The organism is Marinomonas lutimaris, assembly GCF_019426345.1.
In the GTDB taxonomy this organism is placed as follows: Bacteria; Pseudomonadota; Gammaproteobacteria; order Pseudomonadales; family Marinomonadaceae; genus Marinomonas; species Marinomonas lutimaris.
On the sequence record NZ_JAHLLW010000006.1, the window covers coordinates 149,476 to 167,882 of the forward strand.

General features: G+C 42.8%; 18 protein-coding genes. 5 read left to right on the forward strand and 13 right to left on the reverse strand.

Annotated elements, in window-relative coordinates:
- Positions 1–31 precede the first annotated feature (31 nt).
- Positions 32–1,231 carry a methyltransferase gene (locus KPL72_RS09340; RefSeq protein WP_249422169.1) on the reverse strand — a complete coding sequence of 400 codons (1,200 nt, stop codon included), beginning with the start codon at positions 1,229–1,231 and terminating at the stop codon, positions 32–34.
- Positions 1,232–1,410: 179 nt separating this feature from the next.
- On the opposite strand from KPL72_RS09340, the gene KPL72_RS09345 reads away from it, so the two are divergent.
- The gene (locus KPL72_RS09345; RefSeq protein ID WP_212916248.1) at positions 1,411–2,607 is read left to right on the forward strand and encodes an amino acid aminotransferase; all 1,197 of its coding nucleotides are present in this window, start codon (positions 1,411–1,413) and stop codon (positions 2,605–2,607) included.
- 130 nt (positions 2,608–2,737) lie between these two features.
- Here the strand turns inward: KPL72_RS09345 and KPL72_RS09350 are convergent, their stop codons facing one another.
- The 6 genes from KPL72_RS09350 to KPL72_RS09375 all read right to left on the reverse strand — a co-directional run bounded on the left by KPL72_RS09350 (position 2,738) and on the right by KPL72_RS09375 (position 8,173).
- Complete coding sequence (locus KPL72_RS09350) at positions 2,738–3,352, reverse strand: UPF0149 family protein (RefSeq protein ID WP_212916249.1); 615 nt, start codon at positions 3,350–3,352, stop codon at positions 2,738–2,740.
- Between the two features lie 74 nt (positions 3,353–3,426).
- Positions 3,427–5,325: a DNA topoisomerase IV subunit B gene (parE, locus tag KPL72_RS09355; RefSeq protein WP_212916250.1), complete on the reverse strand. Its 1,899-nt coding sequence runs from the start codon at positions 5,323–5,325 to the stop codon at positions 3,427–3,429.
- Between the two features lie 132 nt (positions 5,326–5,457).
- Positions 5,458–6,039, reverse strand: a complete 582-nt coding sequence (locus KPL72_RS09360) for a YqiA/YcfP family alpha/beta fold hydrolase (RefSeq protein WP_212916251.1) — start codon at positions 6,037–6,039, stop codon at positions 5,458–5,460.
- Between the two features lie 49 nt (positions 6,040–6,088).
- On the reverse strand, positions 6,089–6,571 hold the full coding sequence (locus KPL72_RS09365; RefSeq protein ID WP_219702552.1) for a DUF1249 domain-containing protein: 483 nt from the start codon (positions 6,569–6,571) through the stop codon (positions 6,089–6,091).
- Positions 6,568–7,548 carry a 1-acylglycerol-3-phosphate O-acyltransferase, YihG family gene (yihG, locus tag KPL72_RS09370; protein ID WP_219702553.1) on the reverse strand — a complete coding sequence of 327 codons (981 nt, stop codon included), beginning with the start codon at positions 7,546–7,548 and terminating at the stop codon, positions 6,568–6,570. Before yihG ends, KPL72_RS09365 begins: the two co-directional genes overlap by 4 nt.
- Positions 7,549–7,552: 4 nt before the next feature.
- Positions 7,553–8,173 (reverse strand): NUDIX domain-containing protein, encoded by a 621-nt coding sequence (locus tag KPL72_RS09375; protein ID WP_219702554.1) that lies wholly within the window; start codon positions 8,171–8,173, stop codon positions 7,553–7,555.
- A 127-nt stretch (positions 8,174–8,300) separates the two neighbouring features.
- On the opposite strand from KPL72_RS09375, the gene KPL72_RS09380 reads away from it, so the two are divergent.
- From KPL72_RS09380 to pseF, 4 genes are all read left to right on the forward strand, one after another.
- Positions 8,301–8,882 carry a DNA-3-methyladenine glycosylase I gene (locus tag KPL72_RS09380; protein ID WP_219702555.1) on the forward strand — a complete coding sequence of 194 codons (582 nt, stop codon included), beginning with the start codon at positions 8,301–8,303 and terminating at the stop codon, positions 8,880–8,882.
- A 124-nt stretch (positions 8,883–9,006) separates the two neighbouring features.
- Positions 9,007–10,002: a UDP-N-acetylglucosamine 4,6-dehydratase (inverting) gene (pseB, locus tag KPL72_RS09385; protein WP_219702556.1), complete on the forward strand. Its 996-nt coding sequence runs from the start codon at positions 9,007–9,009 to the stop codon at positions 10,000–10,002.
- Positions 9,989–11,176, forward strand: coding sequence for a UDP-4-amino-4,6-dideoxy-N-acetyl-beta-L-altrosamine transaminase (pseC, locus tag KPL72_RS09390; protein ID WP_219702557.1), 1,188 nt, complete (start codon positions 9,989–9,991; stop codon positions 11,174–11,176). The genes pseB and pseC overlap by 14 nt, the downstream gene beginning before the upstream one ends.
- A gap of 3 nt (positions 11,177–11,179) precedes the next feature.
- Entirely contained in the window at positions 11,180–11,902 is a 723-nt protein-coding gene (gene pseF / locus KPL72_RS09395; RefSeq protein WP_219702558.1) for a pseudaminic acid cytidylyltransferase, read from the forward strand.
- Here pseF and pseG read toward each other — a convergent pair.
- Genes pseG through fliD form a run of 6 tightly spaced genes read right to left on the reverse strand, consistent with a single transcriptional unit; the run spans position 11,877 to position 18,396 of the window.
- Positions 11,877–12,875: a UDP-2,4-diacetamido-2,4,6-trideoxy-beta-L-altropyranose hydrolase gene (gene pseG / locus KPL72_RS09400; RefSeq protein WP_219702559.1), complete on the reverse strand. Its 999-nt coding sequence runs from the start codon at positions 12,873–12,875 to the stop codon at positions 11,877–11,879. The genes pseF and pseG overlap by 26 nt on opposite strands.
- Positions 12,872–13,903 (reverse strand): pseudaminic acid synthase, encoded by a 1,032-nt coding sequence (pseI, locus tag KPL72_RS09405; protein WP_219702560.1) that lies wholly within the window; start codon positions 13,901–13,903, stop codon positions 12,872–12,874. Before pseI ends, pseG begins: the two co-directional genes overlap by 4 nt.
- A gap of 2 nt (positions 13,904–13,905) precedes the next feature.
- A complete protein-coding gene (locus tag KPL72_RS09410; RefSeq protein WP_212916261.1) occupies positions 13,906–16,014 on the reverse strand; it encodes a motility associated factor glycosyltransferase family protein in 2,109 nt (702 codons plus the stop codon).
- Positions 16,004–16,297, reverse strand: coding sequence for a hypothetical protein (locus KPL72_RS09415; RefSeq protein ID WP_212916262.1), 294 nt, complete (start codon positions 16,295–16,297; stop codon positions 16,004–16,006). Before KPL72_RS09415 ends, KPL72_RS09410 begins: the two co-directional genes overlap by 11 nt.
- Positions 16,297–16,731, reverse strand: coding sequence for a flagellar export chaperone FliS (gene fliS, locus KPL72_RS09420; protein ID WP_212916263.1), 435 nt, complete (start codon positions 16,729–16,731; stop codon positions 16,297–16,299). Before fliS ends, KPL72_RS09415 begins: the two co-directional genes overlap by 1 nt.
- Positions 16,732–16,770: 39 nt before the next feature.
- Positions 16,771–18,396: a flagellar filament capping protein FliD gene (gene fliD, locus KPL72_RS09425; RefSeq protein ID WP_219702561.1), complete on the reverse strand. Its 1,626-nt coding sequence runs from the start codon at positions 18,394–18,396 to the stop codon at positions 16,771–16,773.
- Positions 18,397–18,407 lie beyond the last annotated feature (11 nt).

Below are 18,407 nucleotides of genomic sequence, written 5' to 3' on the forward strand. Positions count from 1 at the left end.
TCTCTATTTTCAACAGTGGGCATAGCAATGCTCACTGTTCTTTTTGTTTCCTCTCAGCCCTGATCATCCAGTTCCTTGGGGTTAGGCTTTTGTCGCAGAATTTGCCTATCTCGACTTGGTAGCCGTTTTCTTCTAGGTACATGGCGCGGTCGAGGATGAGCCAGTATTCCAGTGCGGGCCTAAAGAGTTGGCTGATGGCTTCGAGTTTTAGTATTTGTTGGTAGCGTTGTTGGCCTTGTGATTCGAAGGCGTCAAAGGGCAATTTGGCTTGTAAATGTAAAAGACTTTTTTGCTCGGCTGCCCAGTGACAAAAAGCATCGAAGCCTTGGCTGAGTAAGGCTTTTTGAATAGAAGGAACGGGAAGGTATTCATCTTGCTGACGAGCAGTTCTTTGCCATGCATCAAAGCCAAGTCGATAAGTCAGTTCAAGTTGTTTAAGACGTTGTTCACGGGCACCTGCGGTGGCGACTTCTTTGACGGCAAGTTTAAGGTCGGCTTGGCGTAAATTAAGTTGGGATTGCTGCGCCAACTGAGATAGCGGGCGATAGAACTCATCTTTCGTCAAATGATAGCAGCATGGAGAAATGCAAAGTTTGCCTGTGTTTGCCACAATCGCTTGTTGGATGAGTTCACGATGCAAGTCTCCACAGGCATGGAGTGCAACGGCACAGTGAGCGTTTGCTAACGCGGGTCGCCCCTCTCCTTTAAGCACATCGGCGTGGGTAAAAGTCTGTGGTAGGTTTAGTCGCTTAGCTTCTTGTTCGCCCGCTTCGCACAGCGTCTTTTGCCATTCTAGGCTGTGAACTGGCTTGCTGTCTTGAAAGGCTAATAATTTGCCCAAATGACCTTTTCCTGCGCACCATTCTACATAGCTATTGGCTTTTGGCGTATATGCAACAAAGGCTTGAATTTGCGACCACTTTCGGCCTTTTATTCCGGCTGAAACATAACTTGGCACATCATGAGTAAGTGTTCGCTGCGGTGATTCCTCAAGTAAATCAAGGTCTAATAAGTTAAGTGCTTCTTTTAAATCTGGGCAGACCCGAAACACTTCTACATAAAAAGCCTCACTGTCTATTTCTAGGTTTTCTCGCTCTAAGAGCGCTGCCAGCTCAGGATAGGTATGTTTCCAAGGGTTATCAAGTCGAGCAAAGGTGTCAAACTGCCAGAGTTGAGTATGCGTTTTTAGCCAAGTATCAAGTGATTGAAAACGCTGTTGGAAAGAGGTCATAAACTGGCTCGTCAGGAAGGAAAAACTAGGTGTCTTTTTTTCTTTACAGTATTGAGGAAATTTCCCTCTCACTTGCATTGTATTTTGTCATAAAAACGGCAAAATGAAGAGGCTATTCAAGCAACGATCATATTCACAGCGATTTTCCTGTGACATAAAACAAGGACCCCGTAACTATCATGTTCAAGCATCTTAAAGCCGTTTCAGGCGACCCTCTTTTAGCTCTTATTATTGCCCATAAAAATGACACAAACCCAAAGAAAATTGATTTGGGTGTGGGTGTTTATAAAGACGACAATGGCCATACGCCGATTTTAAATACGGTAAAGAAAGCCGAATCCATTTTGCTTGAACAAGAAGACTCTAAAAGTTATCTAGGTATTTACGGTGCCACTGAGTTTGAAGCCATTATCAAAGATTTGATTTTAGGCGAAGGCAATGAATTGATCACTTCTGGTCGTATTCGTTCTACGCAAACACCTGGCGGTACAGGCGCATTAAAAGTGGCGGCGGATTTTATTAGCGCCAACTTGAAAGACGCTCGCCTTTGGGTAAGTGATCCGACTTGGGGTAACCACAAGTCTATTTTCGACTCTGCAGGCGTGGAGGTAAAATCTTACCCTTACTACGATCCAGCAACAAACGGCCTACGTTTTGACGACATGATGGCGAAGCTAGAAGCCGAAGTAAAAGAAGGCGATGTGTTGTTGCTTCATGCTTGCTGCCACAACCCAACAGGTATCGACTTACAATTCGATCACTGGAAAATCCTAACCGATTTCGTTAACAAGCGTGGTTTGTTGCCATTAGTTGATGCGGCATACCAAGGTTTTGGCGACGGTTTAGATGAAGATTTGGCTGGCTTGCGTTATATGGCTGCCAATGTTCAAGATATGTTGATCGCGAACTCTTTCTCGAAAAACTTCGGCATTTACCGTGAACGCTGTGGTGGTTTGAGTGTTATTGCTGCGTCTGCTGATGAAGCAAATGCCGCGTTTTCAATTATCGGCCAAGCCATTCGTGCGAACTACTCTATGCCACCTGCTCACGGTGCCGCTGTAGTTTATACCATCATGAGCAACCCAGAACTAAAAGCCGAGTGGATTTTAGAAGTTGCGGCTATGCGTGATCGTATTAATGGTTTACGTGAAAAGCTCGTTGCTAAATTGGCAGCGTCTGGCGTGAGCAAAGACTTTAGCTTCATCAAAGATCAGCGCGGCATGTTCTCTTACTCAGGTTTAACACTAGAGCAAGTTCGTACATTGCGCAGCGAATACGCGATTTACATTGCTGACACAGGCCGCATGAGCATTGCTGGTGTGAGTGATAACAACATCGATTATTTGTGCGAAAGCATTGCGAAAGTTGTAGGTTAATATAAAAAAACGTTACTTGTAAAAGCAACGTTCTAAAACGAAAAAACCGTGATCTGATTAGATCACGGTTTTTTTTCTTGCTGTTATAAGCAACGTACCTATAAAGCAGTTTTTAATAAATAATTAAAACCTAATGCAATACGCGAGTTTCTTTGTTTTTTGTGCCAGTTTGCATTTCAGGATGATAATGCTGCACTAAGCGTAATATCGATGGCTCTAAGGTTTCTCGCCAGAAAGTCACTTCTGCTGCAACCATAGTTTCAAGCTTTTCCCAACCAGCTTCAGTACCAAATAAACGCACTGGCGCTAGAACCTCATCGAAAAACTCTCGATCACCACCAATTCCTAAACCGATCAGTTTAGCACCACGAATAAAGCCAACACACCATTCTTCAACTAATAAAGTATATTCACCATCAACTTCTTGCTCTAAATACACTGGATAAAAATCCCCAAACAACAAGCTGTTCATGGTTTCCATATACATGATAAGTACAAGGCTCAAGAACTCGTCTTCTTGTTCGGTTGACTCCCAAACAGGTTGATCTTCGTCCGCGCCCCAAATAGCATTCAACCAAACATCAGGCTCTAACTCTTGCACAGAGCAACCCAGTGCCGTTAAAAAGCCATCTAACTCCGATACACACATCAGTGAGCGATCTGTCCCAAAGGTCAATAAATAGTGGTCTATTTTTTCGTACAGGACTTCTTCGCTGATGACATCATCGTCTTTTTCTTCAGACATTCATTCGTTTCCATTTAGTTGAGCTATACATATATTTTAGCTTGCTTGGGCAAAAGCGATAAATTATTGATTCATTAATCAATAATCGCCAAGTTACCGTAGGTTTCTAGCCAGCTTTTACGATCACCTGCGCGTTTTTTCGACAGCAGTTTGTCTAGAAGCTCATTAGTATCCGGCTTGTCTTCCATGGTGAGCTGGATTAAGCGGCGCGTATCTGGCGCCATGGTAGTTTCACGAAGCTGTGATGGGTTCATCTCACCCAAACCTTTAAATCGCTGTACGTTTGGCGTACCACGTTTATTTTCTGCTGCGATTTTATGTAGGGTAATGTCTTTTTCTTCGTCATCTAGGGCGTAGTAAACTTCTTTGCCAATATCGATTCGGTACAAAGGCGGCATGGCAACAAAGACATGTCCGCTGTTTACCAAGGCTGGAAAATGGCGAACAAACAAGGCGCAAATTAGCGTTGCGATGTGTAAACCATCCGAGTCGGCATCGGCCAAGATACAAACTTTGCCATAACGCAAGCCACTCAAGTCCTCATCACCTGGATCGACACCAAGTGCTACGGAAATATCATGAATTTCCTGAGAGCCAAGCACTTGGTTAGAATCTACTTCCCAAGTGTTTAATATTTTTCCTCGTAGCGGCAAAATAGCCTGGAAGTCTTTCTCACGAGCTTGTTTGGCAGAACCGCCTGCAGAGTCCCCTTCCACAAGGAAAAGCTCGCTTCGAGACGAGTCTTGCCCAGAACAGTCCGCCAATTTACCTGGTAATGCAGGACCTTGAGTTACTCGTTTACGAACGACTTTTTTACTGTCTTTTAGGCGTTTTTGTGCGCTGTTAATCACGATGTCGGCAATTTTTTTACCGTCTTCAACATGTGTATTCAACCAAAGACTAAAGGAATCTTTTACTGTCGCGGAAATAAAGGCCACGATTTGACGAGACGATAATCGTTCTTTGGTTTGACCAGAAAATTGTGGCTCTTGAATTTTCGCTGATAACACATAGCTACAACGATCCCATACATCTTCTGCGGTTAGCTTAACGCCACGAGGTAAGAGGTTGTGGAAATCACAGAATTCACGAATTGCTTCTAGCAAGCCTGTTCGTAAACCATTGACGTGAGTACCGCCCTGCGCCGTTGGAATCAAGTTGACATAACTTTCTGTTACCAACTCGCCGCCTTCAGGCAACCACTGTACCGCCCAATCGACCCCTTGCGTTTTTTCTGTCAAGCCGCCAATAAAAGGCTCGTCTGGTAACAACACAAAACCCGCATTGGCCTGCGCTAGATAATCTTTTAGACCATCTTGATAAAACCATTCTTCACGAGCTTCTTCGCTGCCGCTTTGATCAATAAAAACAACATGAAGACCAGAGCAAAGAACCGCTTTGGCTTTCAGCAAATGTTTTAAACGAGACAAAGAGAACTTAGGGCTATCGAAATATTTGGTGTCGGCAGTGAATTTTACTTTCGTACCGGTGTTTTTCTTACCAACAGTGCCGACTTCTTTTAATTCTGAGGTTTTAAAACCATTTTCAAAGCCAATGTGATATTGAATGCCGTTACGTCTTACCCAAACTTCCAACGAAGTAGACAAGGCGTTAACAACCGATACACCGACACCGTGCAAACCACCTGAAAACTGGTAATTATCGCCAGAAAACTTACCACCAGCGTGAAGCTTTGTCAGGATCAACTCAACACCCGATATCCCCTCTTCTGGGTGAATATCGACTGGCATGCCTCGACCGTTGTCTTCGACGCTCAAAGAACCGTCTTTGTACAAGATAACTTCGATACGATCCGCATGGTTAGCCAAGGCCTCATCGACGGAGTTGTCGATAACTTCTTGTGCTAGATGGTTTGGCCGTGAGGTGTCCGTATACATTCCTGGGCGTTTTTGTACAGGTTCTAAGCCACTAAGAACTTCTATCGATCCGGCGTTATATTCTTTTGCAGACATGCGTGTTTTTACTTCCAAGTTGATCGTGAAATACAGGTTTCAGTCGCTGTATTACGTGCGAGTGTAAATTAGATTGGCTAGAGTCTATCACTGGTTTTACGCAGTGTGAAATAGTCCAACAAAAGCAGTAGCTTACTCGGTTAATATTTCAGCAAAACGAAGAATCTCAGCGGAAAATCGTTCAAATTCAGTAAAACTGTGATCGCCTTTTTCTTCGTGAGTAAGTCGTGCTGTTTTAGGAAAAGCCTTAAGTGCTTCTTTATAATCCAACACTTCATCACCTTCTTGAACCATAAGCCAATAAAAATCAGCAGTTGGTTCTGTAACAACCAATTGCTCAAGCTCTATCATGTGCGCTTGAGTTAATTCGTATTCTTCATTGGTATAAGGGTTGAGTTGCGGACCAAGAAAGTCTTGTAACAATACGGGAGCTTGTACCGCAGGATTCACCAAAATGGCTTTCACACGATACTTTTCGGCAAGATATGCCGCATAAAATCCACCAAGAGAACTACCAATTAACGTGATGCCTTGTTGTTGATTGGCTTCAATAATGCTTTCTAGCTGCTTAATGGCTTGCGCTGGCTGCCAAGACAAACGTGGCGAAATAACCGCATCAGGCAAGCCCATTTTTTTCGCAGCCTCACCTAGCACAGTCGCCTTATGGGAACGTTCAGAGCTATTAAAACCATGGATATACAATAAAGCAGTCAAAGGATCTCGTCTCTTTACTTAGGTTAAGTTATCAGGGTAAAAGCTAAGATCAGGCAAACTGAAAAGACAAGGTGTTATTCAGCCTATGACCATGCTTCAAACACAGCTCCAACAAATCTGCCAGTTGCTGATTTAAACGAAATTTCTCGTCTCGATGCAGCATGGCATCATTTGGATAAGGGTATGTGCCACTGTATTGTCGGTGACCATCAGTAATTTCAGCAATGCCTACATCATGATACAAGCGCACCGTCATGGATAGTGTCGTCTTGAACAGAAGTTTTTTAGGTATTTCAGGGCCAAACTCTAATGCAATTTCAGAGGTGAAACGGCTTTCTTTGCCAAGCGTTAAGCATAATCGACTCTCTTGATCACCTGCACTATGAACGGAAAAATTCCAAGAATCCATCTCTTCTTGACCGCGCATGAGTTTACCTAAACGACGATAATTCAACTCGCCGAGCAGCTGTAAACTCACCAAATCTGGCACATAGTGTTTCGATGTTTTCTGTGTCTTCATAGTATCTGTCATTCTTGTGGCGTGTTTCCTTTTGAAAAATCTTGTTCTGAACCATCAACAGAAGCCTGTCTTAAGGCGACAAGTTGGTGGTTCATACGAGTGTCTTTATCGTGCCAGTATAGATTAAACCAAGTAAAAAAGTGTTCTCTGTCCTTTCCAGACGCTTGGTATTCAGGCATTAACATGGTGTCAGGAATGGCAACGTCTCTCACCATGACCTTAACTTTTCCAATGCGCCCACACAGTAAATCCCAGCCTGTTACTGTCTTTTGTTCATATAAAACATTGATATCAGTAATGCTTTTTATGGCCTCAGGCATAGTTTGCAATATAAAACCGACGCCACCTGCTTTTGGTTTAAGCAAACAACGATAAGGCGATGCTTGCTGTCTATGTTTAGCCTCGGTAAAACGCGTACCTTCAACAAAGCTCATGATTGAGTTTGGACGCTTAAGCAGGCGCTTACAAGAGCGTTTTGTGGTGGCTAAATCTTTTCCCGCTAATTTTGGATGCTGTTGAATTTGTCCTTTAGTATAGCGTTTCATAAAAGGAAACCCCATTATGTAAGCAGCAGATCCGACAAACGGCAACCAAATGAGGGCTTGTTTCATAAATACTCTTGGTAAAGGACGACGGCCTTTGAGCTGGGCAAAAATCACAAACACATCAACCCAAGATCTATGATTCGCAATAATCAAATTCCAATGATCAAAATCTGCTTTCATGGTGTCATCAAGTTCCCATCTTACACCTAAGATGTTTTGAAACCACCACTCACAAGAAGCCACCCATCCATCATACAAGCGATTGAAACAACGCTCTGCAAAATTCTCATAGCGGGTATTTTTTAACACTAATAAAGGCGCAACAAGATGAACCAATAAGGTCCAGAAAAGTACGTTGCCACACATAAAAACAAAAGAAACGAGACCTACAACTGGCTGCAACAAAGTTTTCTTATTTGTAAAAATGGCTGTGTCTGACTTCATTGATTTAAGCGCTCCAACGTTTTACGAGATCGCTTTTGTTTAATGCAAACCACTGCAACCCCATGATAGTGCTGGCGTTTTCTACATCATTCTTAAGCAAAGCAATAGCATCGTCGGACGAAACAAGATGTAATTTGATGTCTTCATTTTCTTCATCTAAGCCATGAACTTTTGTGGTATCCACAAGGCTCGAATCAAACTCTCCCGCGTACATGCGTAAGTACTCAACCAATCCACCCGGTGACGGCACAAACTTAAACATGTATTCAAGGCGCTTTACCGTCACGCCGGCTTCTTCGAAAGACTCACGGCGCGCCACGTCTTCATCGCTTTCACCTTCTTCCACCATGCCCGCAACCAATTCCAGTAACCAAGGCGATTCGCTTCTCAACACAGTAGGACGAAACTGTTCTATTAATAAAATTTTGTCGGCTACTGGATCAAACAACAACACACATACAGCATCGTTTCGCACCATCATTTCGCGGGTCATGGGTTGGCTCCATTCACCGTTAAACTTCTTATGCTTCAAAGTCAGTTTGTGCATTTCGAAAAAGCCCTTGTAAAGACATTCGTCGACTAACACCTCAACATCTTTTTTGCTGTACGTCGGTTTAAACTTCATATTATCTCGTCCTAAGCAGACCACTACTTCAAATAAGGTCTGATATGATTAATTAGCAACTCAGGCAATCACTTTTTACAAAAGCCATTATTACAAAAGTCGCAATGACAAATTTGGAGTGTCGTAAATGGAAAATATACGTTGCGCTTGGTGTTTAGGATCTCCCGAATACATTCATTATCATGATACTGAATGGGGAATCCCTATTTATGATGACCAAGCGTTATTTGAATGTATTGTACTAGAAAGCGCTCAAGCAGGTCTAAGCTGGATTACTATTTTACGCAAACGAGAAGGTTATCGAGCGCTTTTTCATGGTTTTGACCCAGTTAAGGTCGCTAACATGACCGAAGCTGACGTAGAACGCTTATTACTGGATGAACGTATCGTTCGCCATCGGGCTAAAATTGAAGCCACCATTAACAATGCCAAAGCCTTTTTAAAAATTGCCGACGAATTTGGCTCGTTTCGCCAATATTACTGGGCATTTAGCGACAACAAAATCATTGATAACCCAATCAATAATCATACTGATGCTCCCGCTGTCACCGAGTTATCGACTCGTTTCGCCAAAGACTTAAAGAAAAGAGGTTTTAAATTTCTTGGCGCCACGACTTGTTATGCTTTTATGCAGGCCACGGGCATGGTTAATGATCATATTGCAGACTGTGTCTCGCGGAAGAAAAATAAATTGATTAAACAGTTATAATCAATAGCAGTTCCTTGATTTCATTAATGTTTAGCCTAAAGTAGTCGATATAGTAAAAAGATTCTTTGTACAATGTCCATGCTCATTGGGCTTTCAAATTCCATTATTTAGTTTGGTAAAAAACATGTTTAACAACAAAAGCATTCTTATTACTGGTGGCACGGGCTCTTTCGGTCGTCAGTATGTGAAAACACTATTGGCCAACTACCAACCTAAACGACTGGTTATTTATTCTCGTGATGAGTTGAAGCAGTACGAAATGCAGCAAGATTTTGATGCGTCTTGCATGCGCTATTTTATTGGTGATGTTCGAGACAAAGATCGTTTAACTCAAGCCATGCGAGATGTAGATTTTGTCATTCACGCTGCAGCACTAAAACAAGTTCCCGCCGCTGAATACAATCCAATGGAATGTATCAAAACCAACATTCATGGTGCTGAAAATGTAATTGCTGCAGCGATTGCTAATAATGTTGAAAAAGTCATTGCGTTATCCACAGACAAAGCCGCTGCGCCAATTAACCTTTATGGCGCTACCAAGCTTGCTTCTGACAAGCTGTTTGTTGCCGCCAATAATATGGTCGGCCAAGGTCGCACGCGCTTCTCTGTGGTTCGCTACGGTAATGTGGTTGGTTCACGCGGCTCTGTTGTACCGTTTTTTCAAAAGTTGGTTGCTGATGGCGCAGAATCCATCCCGATTACTCACCCAGACATGACACGTTTTTGGATCACTTTGCCAATGGGTGTGGATTTCGTATTGAAGAACTTCCAACGCATGCACGGTGGCGAAATATTTGTGCCGAAAATTCCTTCTGTGCGCATCATGGATTTGGCAGCGGCTTATGCCCCAAACATTCCAACCAAAGACGTTGGTATTCGTCCCGGCGAAAAGCTCCACGAAGTGATGTGTCCTGGGGATGATTCTTTTCATACTTATGAATTTAAAGATCATTATGTGATTTCGCCAAGCATCAAGTTTTATCAAGACGATATGGATTTTGCTCACAACCGTTTAGGCGAAACGGGCGAGTTGGTTGAGCCTGGCTATGAATATCAATCTGGCAGCAATCCACATTTTTTAAGTATTGAAGAGATTTTGACCTTCGATGACGCACACTGATTTTATTCCCTACGGCCGACAATCCATTAGCGAAGACGACATTGCTGCCGTCGTAAAATCGCTCCGTTCTGATTTTTTGACCCAAGGCCCTTGTGTCAGTGAGTTTGAGCAAGCTATTTGCACAAAAGTCGGCGCCAGTTATGGTGTGGCAGCAAACAGCGCCACATCGGCCTTACATCTAGCCTGCTTGGCATTAGGTGTTGGGGCAGCCGACACGGTTTGGACATCACCTAACACCTTTATCGCTTCCGCCAATTGCGCTCGTTATTGCGGTGCTAATGTAGATTTTGTCGATATTGATTCTCGCACGTACAACATGTGTGCGAATAAATTGGCTGAGAAATTAGCCATAGCAAAAACACAAGACAAATTACCAAAAGTTGTGATTCCGGTGCATTTCGCGGGTCAATCCTGTGATATGGAAGCCATTCACCTTTTATCGAAAGAATATGGTTTTCGCATTATAGAAGACGCTTCCCATGCCATTGGTGCGAAATACCAAGACAATTACGTGGGCAACGGAACATTTAGCGACATTTGTATTTTCAGCTTTCATCCAGTGAAGATCATCACCTCGGCTGAAGGTGGCATGGCAATTACCAATGACGAACAACTTGCTAAGCACATGCGTACGCATGCTCAACAAGGTACAACCAAATCTGTTGATGAATTAACGCAAACGCCTGGAGATTGGTATTATGAACAACACACGCTGGGCTTTAATTACCGCATGACGGAATTACAGGCTGCTCTTGGTTTATCACAATTATCTCGCTTGGATGACTTTATCGAACGTCGCCATCAGCAATTTGCCAATTATAAGGCCTTGTTAAAAAACTTACCTATTACCTTACCTTATCAAGCGGATGATAATTACTCAGCTCTGCATTTATTTCCAATTTTATTGCCAGAACATAACAAGGCCGCGAGAAAAGGCGTGTTTGATATTTTACGTCAAGCAGGAATTGGTACTCAGGTGCATTACATCCCTGTGCACACCCAACCTTATTATCAAGAGCTAGGATTTAAACAAGGCGACTTCCCTATCGCGGAAGATTACTACGCTCGCACACTGAGTTTGCCGCTTTTTGCCGACTTAACTTATGCTCAACAAGAGCGAGTGGCACTGATCTTAAAACATGCCTTAATTGCTAATCGTGTAATGAGAGCCTAAACAATGAAAAATAGCGCTCTTTCACAAGAAAACCAAAAGCCCTATCGAGTTGCGGTGATTCCAGCTCGTGGTGGATCTCAGCGCATTCCTAGAAAAAATATTCGCTTATTAGATGGCAAACCTTTGATCGCTTATTCCATCGAAACGGCGACTGCTTCAGGGTTATTCGATCGCGTTATTGTTTCTACCGATGACGCAGAAATTGCAGAAGTCGCACGCAAATTTGGCGCAGAGACTCCGTTTTTTCGCCCTGCCGATTTGGCTGATCACATGACAGGTACAACGCCGGTAATGCAGCACGCGCTGCGCTGTTTGATTGATGAAGGTAAAATACCAGACCAAGCGTGTTTGATTTATGCCACTTGCCCAATGCTGACGCCAGAAGATTTACAGCAAGGTTTGGCACAACTAGACCAAAACACAGCATTTTGCTTTTCAGCCACTACCTTTGCCTTCCCGATTCAAAGAGCACTTCACCTCAAAGAAAACGGCGAATTGGCGCCCATGTTCCCTGAACATATAGGCAAACGCTCACAAGATTTGGTAGAAGCTATTCATGATGCGGGGCAGTTCTATTGGGCGAGCACTAAAGACTGGTTTGATGAAGAAATATTTGGCCCTAAATCCAAGCCTTTATTATTACCAAGACATAGAATTCAGGATTTGGACACAGAGGAAGATTGGTTGCGCTTAACGCAAATTATGAAGCTGCAAAATATGAGTTAATGGTTTTTGCTACGCGGTTGGCACCATCACAATCAACTAAGCTACGAGCCGTTTTACGAGCATTTTCTTGCCACTCAATATCCAGCCAGCAACGATTCACATCTTCGACTAACTGCTCAACGCGTTGCTGCCGAACTTCTTCCGGCACATTATCAAAACGAATAGAACGACACCAATCTAGTGGAACATGCTGCTCCAATGAGCGAGTTTGATTGTCTGCGACTTGAGCAAAGACTGTCGGCACACCCATGCAAGCCAATTCAAACAAGGTGCCACCCGCAGCAGAAATCGCCATTTTAGCGCGCAGCATCAAGGGGGTAACGTCTGTTAAACCTTGCTCAAAAGCAATGTGCTTCTCGCGGCAAAAATAGATGACCTGATCGGCATTTTTAGCATTCGCGCCCAATAACACCTGAATATGTTGGCAAGGAAAGCCTGACGCTAATAAGGCCTTTAAAATAGGCAAGGTTAGCGCAAGCGGATCGGTTCCACCTAGAGTAATAAGCAATTGCTCAGGGTTGCTTACATGCGCTTCTACGCGTTGAAAGGTAGGTCTTAATAACGCATAAGAACTTCCAGTTAATGGAAGTTCTACCCGTTTGGAATAAGTTTCTTTCAGTGGATTTAGGAGCCATTTACAGGAGAATTCGCCCCGATCATTCATATCATCCAACACCAGTAAGTTCGGCTGGTATTGATGAAGCTCGGTAATTTCTTCGGCGCTGTAGCCATAATGATCTAATACCACTAGATCAACTTGTCTCGCCAAAGCTAAAAACTCAGACTTACACCCTTCTTCTGACCCGCCACCAATCAAGCAGTCTTGCTGAGAGGCAAAGGCTTGATACCGACGATCAACCACAAACTGACAGTGCCAGCCCAGTTCGTTAAAAGCATGGACTAAGGCTTGGCAGCGAACTCTATGTCCCATGCCGATTTCGACAGAGGCATCGGCTCGCACCAAGAGTTTCACGCCATCATATCCCAAGCAAGCGGCTGGCCTTTTTGCGCATCTACCACTAATTTTTTACCTAATACTTCTGGCCAATATTTAGGCGCAAGACCAAACGACGGACGAATGATTTTCAGATGCTCTTCGGTCAATATGGTGCCAGCGGGTAAATCCACTGCCACATAAATAGAGCGACGGTATTTCTTCGCTGCTTGCTCGGCATCTGAGCCGCCATAAGTCACCGTACCAAGCGCTGCTTTTGCGGCCCGACAAGCAACTACCAGCGCTTTCATTTCATCTGGCTCCATGGAGAATTCTGCGTCCACACCACCAGCACTGCGATCTAACACAAAGTGTTTTTCAATCACGGTTGCGCCCAAAGCTGTTGCAGCAACAGCCGCGCCCAGACCTTTAGTATGATCAGACAAGCCAACAGGACAACCGGTTTTCGCTGCCAAATCGGCCATAGTTACCAAGTTAGAATCTTCTATTTTGGAAGGATACGTACTGGTGCATTTGAGTAATGTTAGCGGATTATCGCCAATGGCTCTGATGGTTGCGACGGCTTCGGCGATTTCTTCTTCGCTTGCCATGCCGGTCGACATGATAATCGGCTTGCCCGTTCTCGCTACCGCTTGAATTAACGGAATGTCGGTCATCTCAAAAGACGCGATTTTATATAAGGGCACGTCGATGGATTCTAAAAATGCCACTGCGCTTAAATCGAACGGAGAACTAAACGCCACCAAACCTAAAGACTCTGCCAACTCAAATAACGGCTTATGCCATTCCCAAGGTGTTGAGGCTTTTTTATACAGGTCATAAAGATTGGAACCGCGCCACAAGCTATCACTTTCGGACACCATAAATTCGCCGTGGCGAACATCTAACGTCATGGTATCTGGTGTATAGGTCTGTAACTTGATCGCATCTACACCCGCATCAGCTGCGGCATGAATCATAGCTTTAGCGAGTTCCAAATCTTGGTCATGGTTGCCCGATAACTCAGCAATAATAAAAGGCATTTTTTCAAACATAGCTTCGAACATAATTAACCATTGTAAAAAGTGACTAGGTGATCATTACCTTGATCCACATACTCTGACGCTTGCTGGAGCATGCTTGGCATTTCCTCAAGAAATTCACACCATGGTGCAAATAAATGACGGGCACGAGCCACGGCTTCTGCTTCGTCCTGATACTTAAACAAAAACTGCACGATCAAAAAGGTGGAGTATGTAAAAGAACCAATTAACAAATCATAAATATGGCGATGAATACTGCCCTTCAAAAAATAAATCTGACGATGATGAGACCAAAATAAGTCACATACTTGCTCGCGTGTTGTTATTGACTCATCCCAGCCCTGTTGCAGCGTCCGGCTAATCTTACGGAAGTCATCCACAGAAATAAGCTCATCGGCTGATTGGCCGACTAACGACTCTGGCGGCTCGGTAAAAAATACGCTTTCTAGAATATCGATGACTTTAGCGTGATCAATTTTAGGGTCCATGATGAGAACATCTTCAAACCGTAACGGTGTTACGCCTTCGATTTTTGCCCCATCAGATAAATTAAAACTGGCAAAATTACGGCGTTTATTCAATTGTCGAGTAAGGGATTCCAACTGAACTCGTGAAGTATCCATAATCCCTGTGGCATAAATTGTGCCACCAAAGTTTCCTTCACGCTCTACCAATTTAGCTTCTTGGAAAGTTTGGAATCCAGATTCTTTGCCGTCTTTATAATATCCACTGTGAATTGAGTGATGGCTGCCTTTGTCTTTGAAGCCATTGTCTACACCAAGATAATAGACATTATTAAAACCAAAGAGATGAACATAAGACAATGCCAAGTTAGCAACCACGGGATTACAGTAGTTCAGCTGCACGTATTCTTTGCTATCACCATGGGACCGCGCTTGGCTTAACATTAAAGAGGTTATGGCTTCGCCTGGTTTCATCGCCATGCCTGAGCGTTTAAAACAATCAAACAAGCCTGGATGCATGACGTTTACAGACAAAGCCCAAATTTTATCTAAGTAGTCTTGATCTAAAAACTGGAACTTATCAACCGTTTGCTTAAGGCGTTCAATATCTACATGAATATCAGGCGTCACACCTAACTTTTTTAAGGTATTAATGGTTGAGCCACAGCAAATTAGCAAAACTTGATCTCGAACTTCTTTGACTAACTCAATGCCTTGATCAAGAGATGGGCCATTCCCTAGAATGAAAACAGGAATATTACTCACCCATTTAGGTAACGCTTCACGACTCTGAAAATGAGCGACTTTGGTTTTAGGCAAGGATTTCAAACCTTGTGCAACACCAATTAGAGCATCATCAAAAAATCCCCAACCCATAACCTGACGAGCATACTGCTTTTTAAAATAATCAATCGCCAGATCATTTTCAGGGCTGCCATAACCGACATAAAGATAAGTTTCTGGCGCCATGAAAAAACCATTTTCTTCTAACTGACGAAGATATTTTTCGGTAAATTCTTCTGGGCTCACTCCTAAAAAGAAATGAATGGTACGGCCATCACGGTTACAGATTTCTAAAATATTCTGCCACTCAATGGCAAACAATGAGTAATAAAAAAAATCCAGATCACACTCATACAGATAAAGGTGTTTTATCTCTCGCTCAGCAAGAATCATTTCAAGCTGATAACCAAACTCCACCCCAAACAATATTGCAGACCCAACAAATTCAGGCCAACCGCTTTGTGGCTCTAATCCTGCCGATTGCAACTCAACTTGATCTAGTATTTTATTACTATAGTACACATGGCGACTTGGGTGATTGGCTGTGCGTTCTAAATTCAATACCGTTTTATTAGGCTTGATAAAGGCTCGGTTTACCCTTTCGGCAGACTGAGCTCTTGGTTTTTTAGAAAAAAGTGGCACACCAACATCTTCACGGTAAAGATTAAGCTCACCGCTTTCTTCCATGTAAATATGACGTTTTTTAGGCTGATAATCTTGAAAGGATTCAAATATGTGAGGCATGATCTGAGAAAACACGGTCATGTTTCTTAGGTATCGTTCAGTCAACTCTTGATCATGCTCTTTGAGGCGTGATGCACCTCTTTCAAACAGCGAAGCGAATGCTTCAGCCTGATCAAGAGAGGATAAATTTTCCTCATTCTGCATTTTTCACGCCTTTGTACTTATTCACACTCTTACGAGTTTTATTAGTTTGGTAAAGTTGTTTTTGCATTTCCGCATGAACATCACGAATAAACCGAATAGCGGATTGATGAACCAATATGAAATGCTTTATTCGCTCATTATCCTTTGCCGTAGAAAGCGGTTGAATGGAGCGAATAAAGGCATCATTTTCTTCACATAATAGCTGTATTTTTTCTACGTCTTTATCAATAACACTTTGTTCTAATGCGGCACTCAACTCAGTTAAGTGAGACATATCAAACATTAAACTGCTCCAACTCGAGCTTCAGTCTGACCTTCATAAGCAGCTTGCTTATCGGCTGTAGATATTTGATCCCAAGCACCTTTAATTTGCAAAATAAGACCCATTACTTGATCAAGGATACTCGTGTCTTTAGCAATGCTGGCTTCAGTGATACGAACTATCATGTATTCGTAAAGTGACTCAAGATTATCCACAAGCTCTGGATTAACGTCACGGTCTAATGCGTCTCTTAACGCATTAATAATTTCACTAGCGCGAGTTAATGCTGCGGCTTTTCCTTCCCAGTCTGAACGTTCGATACAACCTTTGCCTAAAGCTAGCTTTTCAAGCGCGCCTTGCATTAAGAGCTGAATGACGCGATGAGGGTCAGCCGAGGCTAAGTCGGACTTAATTGAGTCCTTTCTGTAGGCTTGGATCCCTTTACTCTTGTACATAAACAACCCCATTAATACGTGTATTACAATTTAAAACAGCTACATTTTCGACAATACAGAATTTAAATAGCCACCTTGAGCATTCATATTTGCAAGGCGAGAATCTAAACTTGTAAACTTGGACCGTAGAGAATCTTCATATTTGACCATACGGTCTTCATAAGCCTCTAACGTCCCTTCTGTATTATCTATCGACCGGCGAACCGAATCCTTTAATGAATTTGTCATTCCATCAGATCCGGTATAGTTATCAAGCAGATCTTCTAATGACTGAGCCAATCCGTTATCACCAGATATCAATGGTGCGATATCGCTATAGCCTTTTTTCATGGCATTATCAAACTTAGCGTTGTCAAAACTAAGCTTACCTTTGTTATCCATTTTCACACCCAGATCGAAAATAGAAGTAAAGGTTCCAGAATCACCATGACTACTCATTAACTGGGTAGATAGGGAGGACTGCAAGTTCCGGACCATGCTATTACCATTTAAAACAGCGCCCCTATCTGAGCTAGCTTGCAGCAATCCAACAACATCATTATAAGAAGCAATAAACTCTTCTATAGTTTCCTGAACTGTCTTTTGGTCAAAGCTGATGTCTACTTTTGTAGTTTTATCTGTCAGCGCTAATGCTTCAATGGATAAACCAGCAACGGCATTATCAAAAGTATTGGTATCATTTCTAATTTGAATACCATCTACAGTAATAATTGCATCACGAGCCTCATCTCCTAAAGGCGTATAAAGGCCAGCAGATATTCCTTCGGTTGAAATGGTGTCTAAACTAAGCACTGCATTTTTTGCAGTAGGAGAAGTATCTTTTTTATCAGCAATATCTGAATCTTTGCCATCAACAGAAGCAGAATCTCTCTCTGAATCTGCTATGTCTTTTTCTTCATCGGCAGGAATCGGTCCATCATTAGCAAAGTCAACATCATCTCCCGCCAAGTCCAATTCATCTTTTCCGTCGGCGACATCTTCAGCAGGAAGCTCATCAAGTGTTTTGTCTGAGCTGTCCTCAATAGGATTATCAATAATATTGCCGTTTTCATCTCTCACAACAGCAGTATTAGTAATTTTTAGTGTATTTGCAGCCCCCTGAATGGCAGAGGTAGCTGTGAAGAATAGATTACCGTTACCATCATCAACCAAATTAGCAGACACACCAAAGTTATCTTCTGATGTATTAATTTGATTACGAAGTTCGGATAAAGTCGTACCAGCATCAACGGTAATAGAAAACTCGTTGCTACCAGCCTTAAAGGTAAGTCGCGAATCTTGTTTAGCAACAACATCATCCGCAGAGGAAAAAGTACCAGGCGCCGACATGACTCGACTGCCCTTTGCTAGCTGATTGACATCAATAGAATAAGAGCCATTTGAGGCCGTATTGTCTGTCGTAATAGCAATAACTTCTTCACCTTCTGTTTGGGCGATTTTTGCATCACGCCCAGTAAAAAGCTCATCATCATTTAGAGCTTTGACAGAAGATTTAAAAGTATCAATAGCTGAGCCAACTTTGCCTAATGCAGACAACTCCGCCTCATAGCCATCAATTTTATCTTGATAAAGTTTTACTTTAGCGTCTTTTTGAGCACTCACCATTTGTTTAACAAGGGACTCTAGGTCAATACCAGACCCTGCACCTAATGAGCCTACCGACATAACTTTATCTC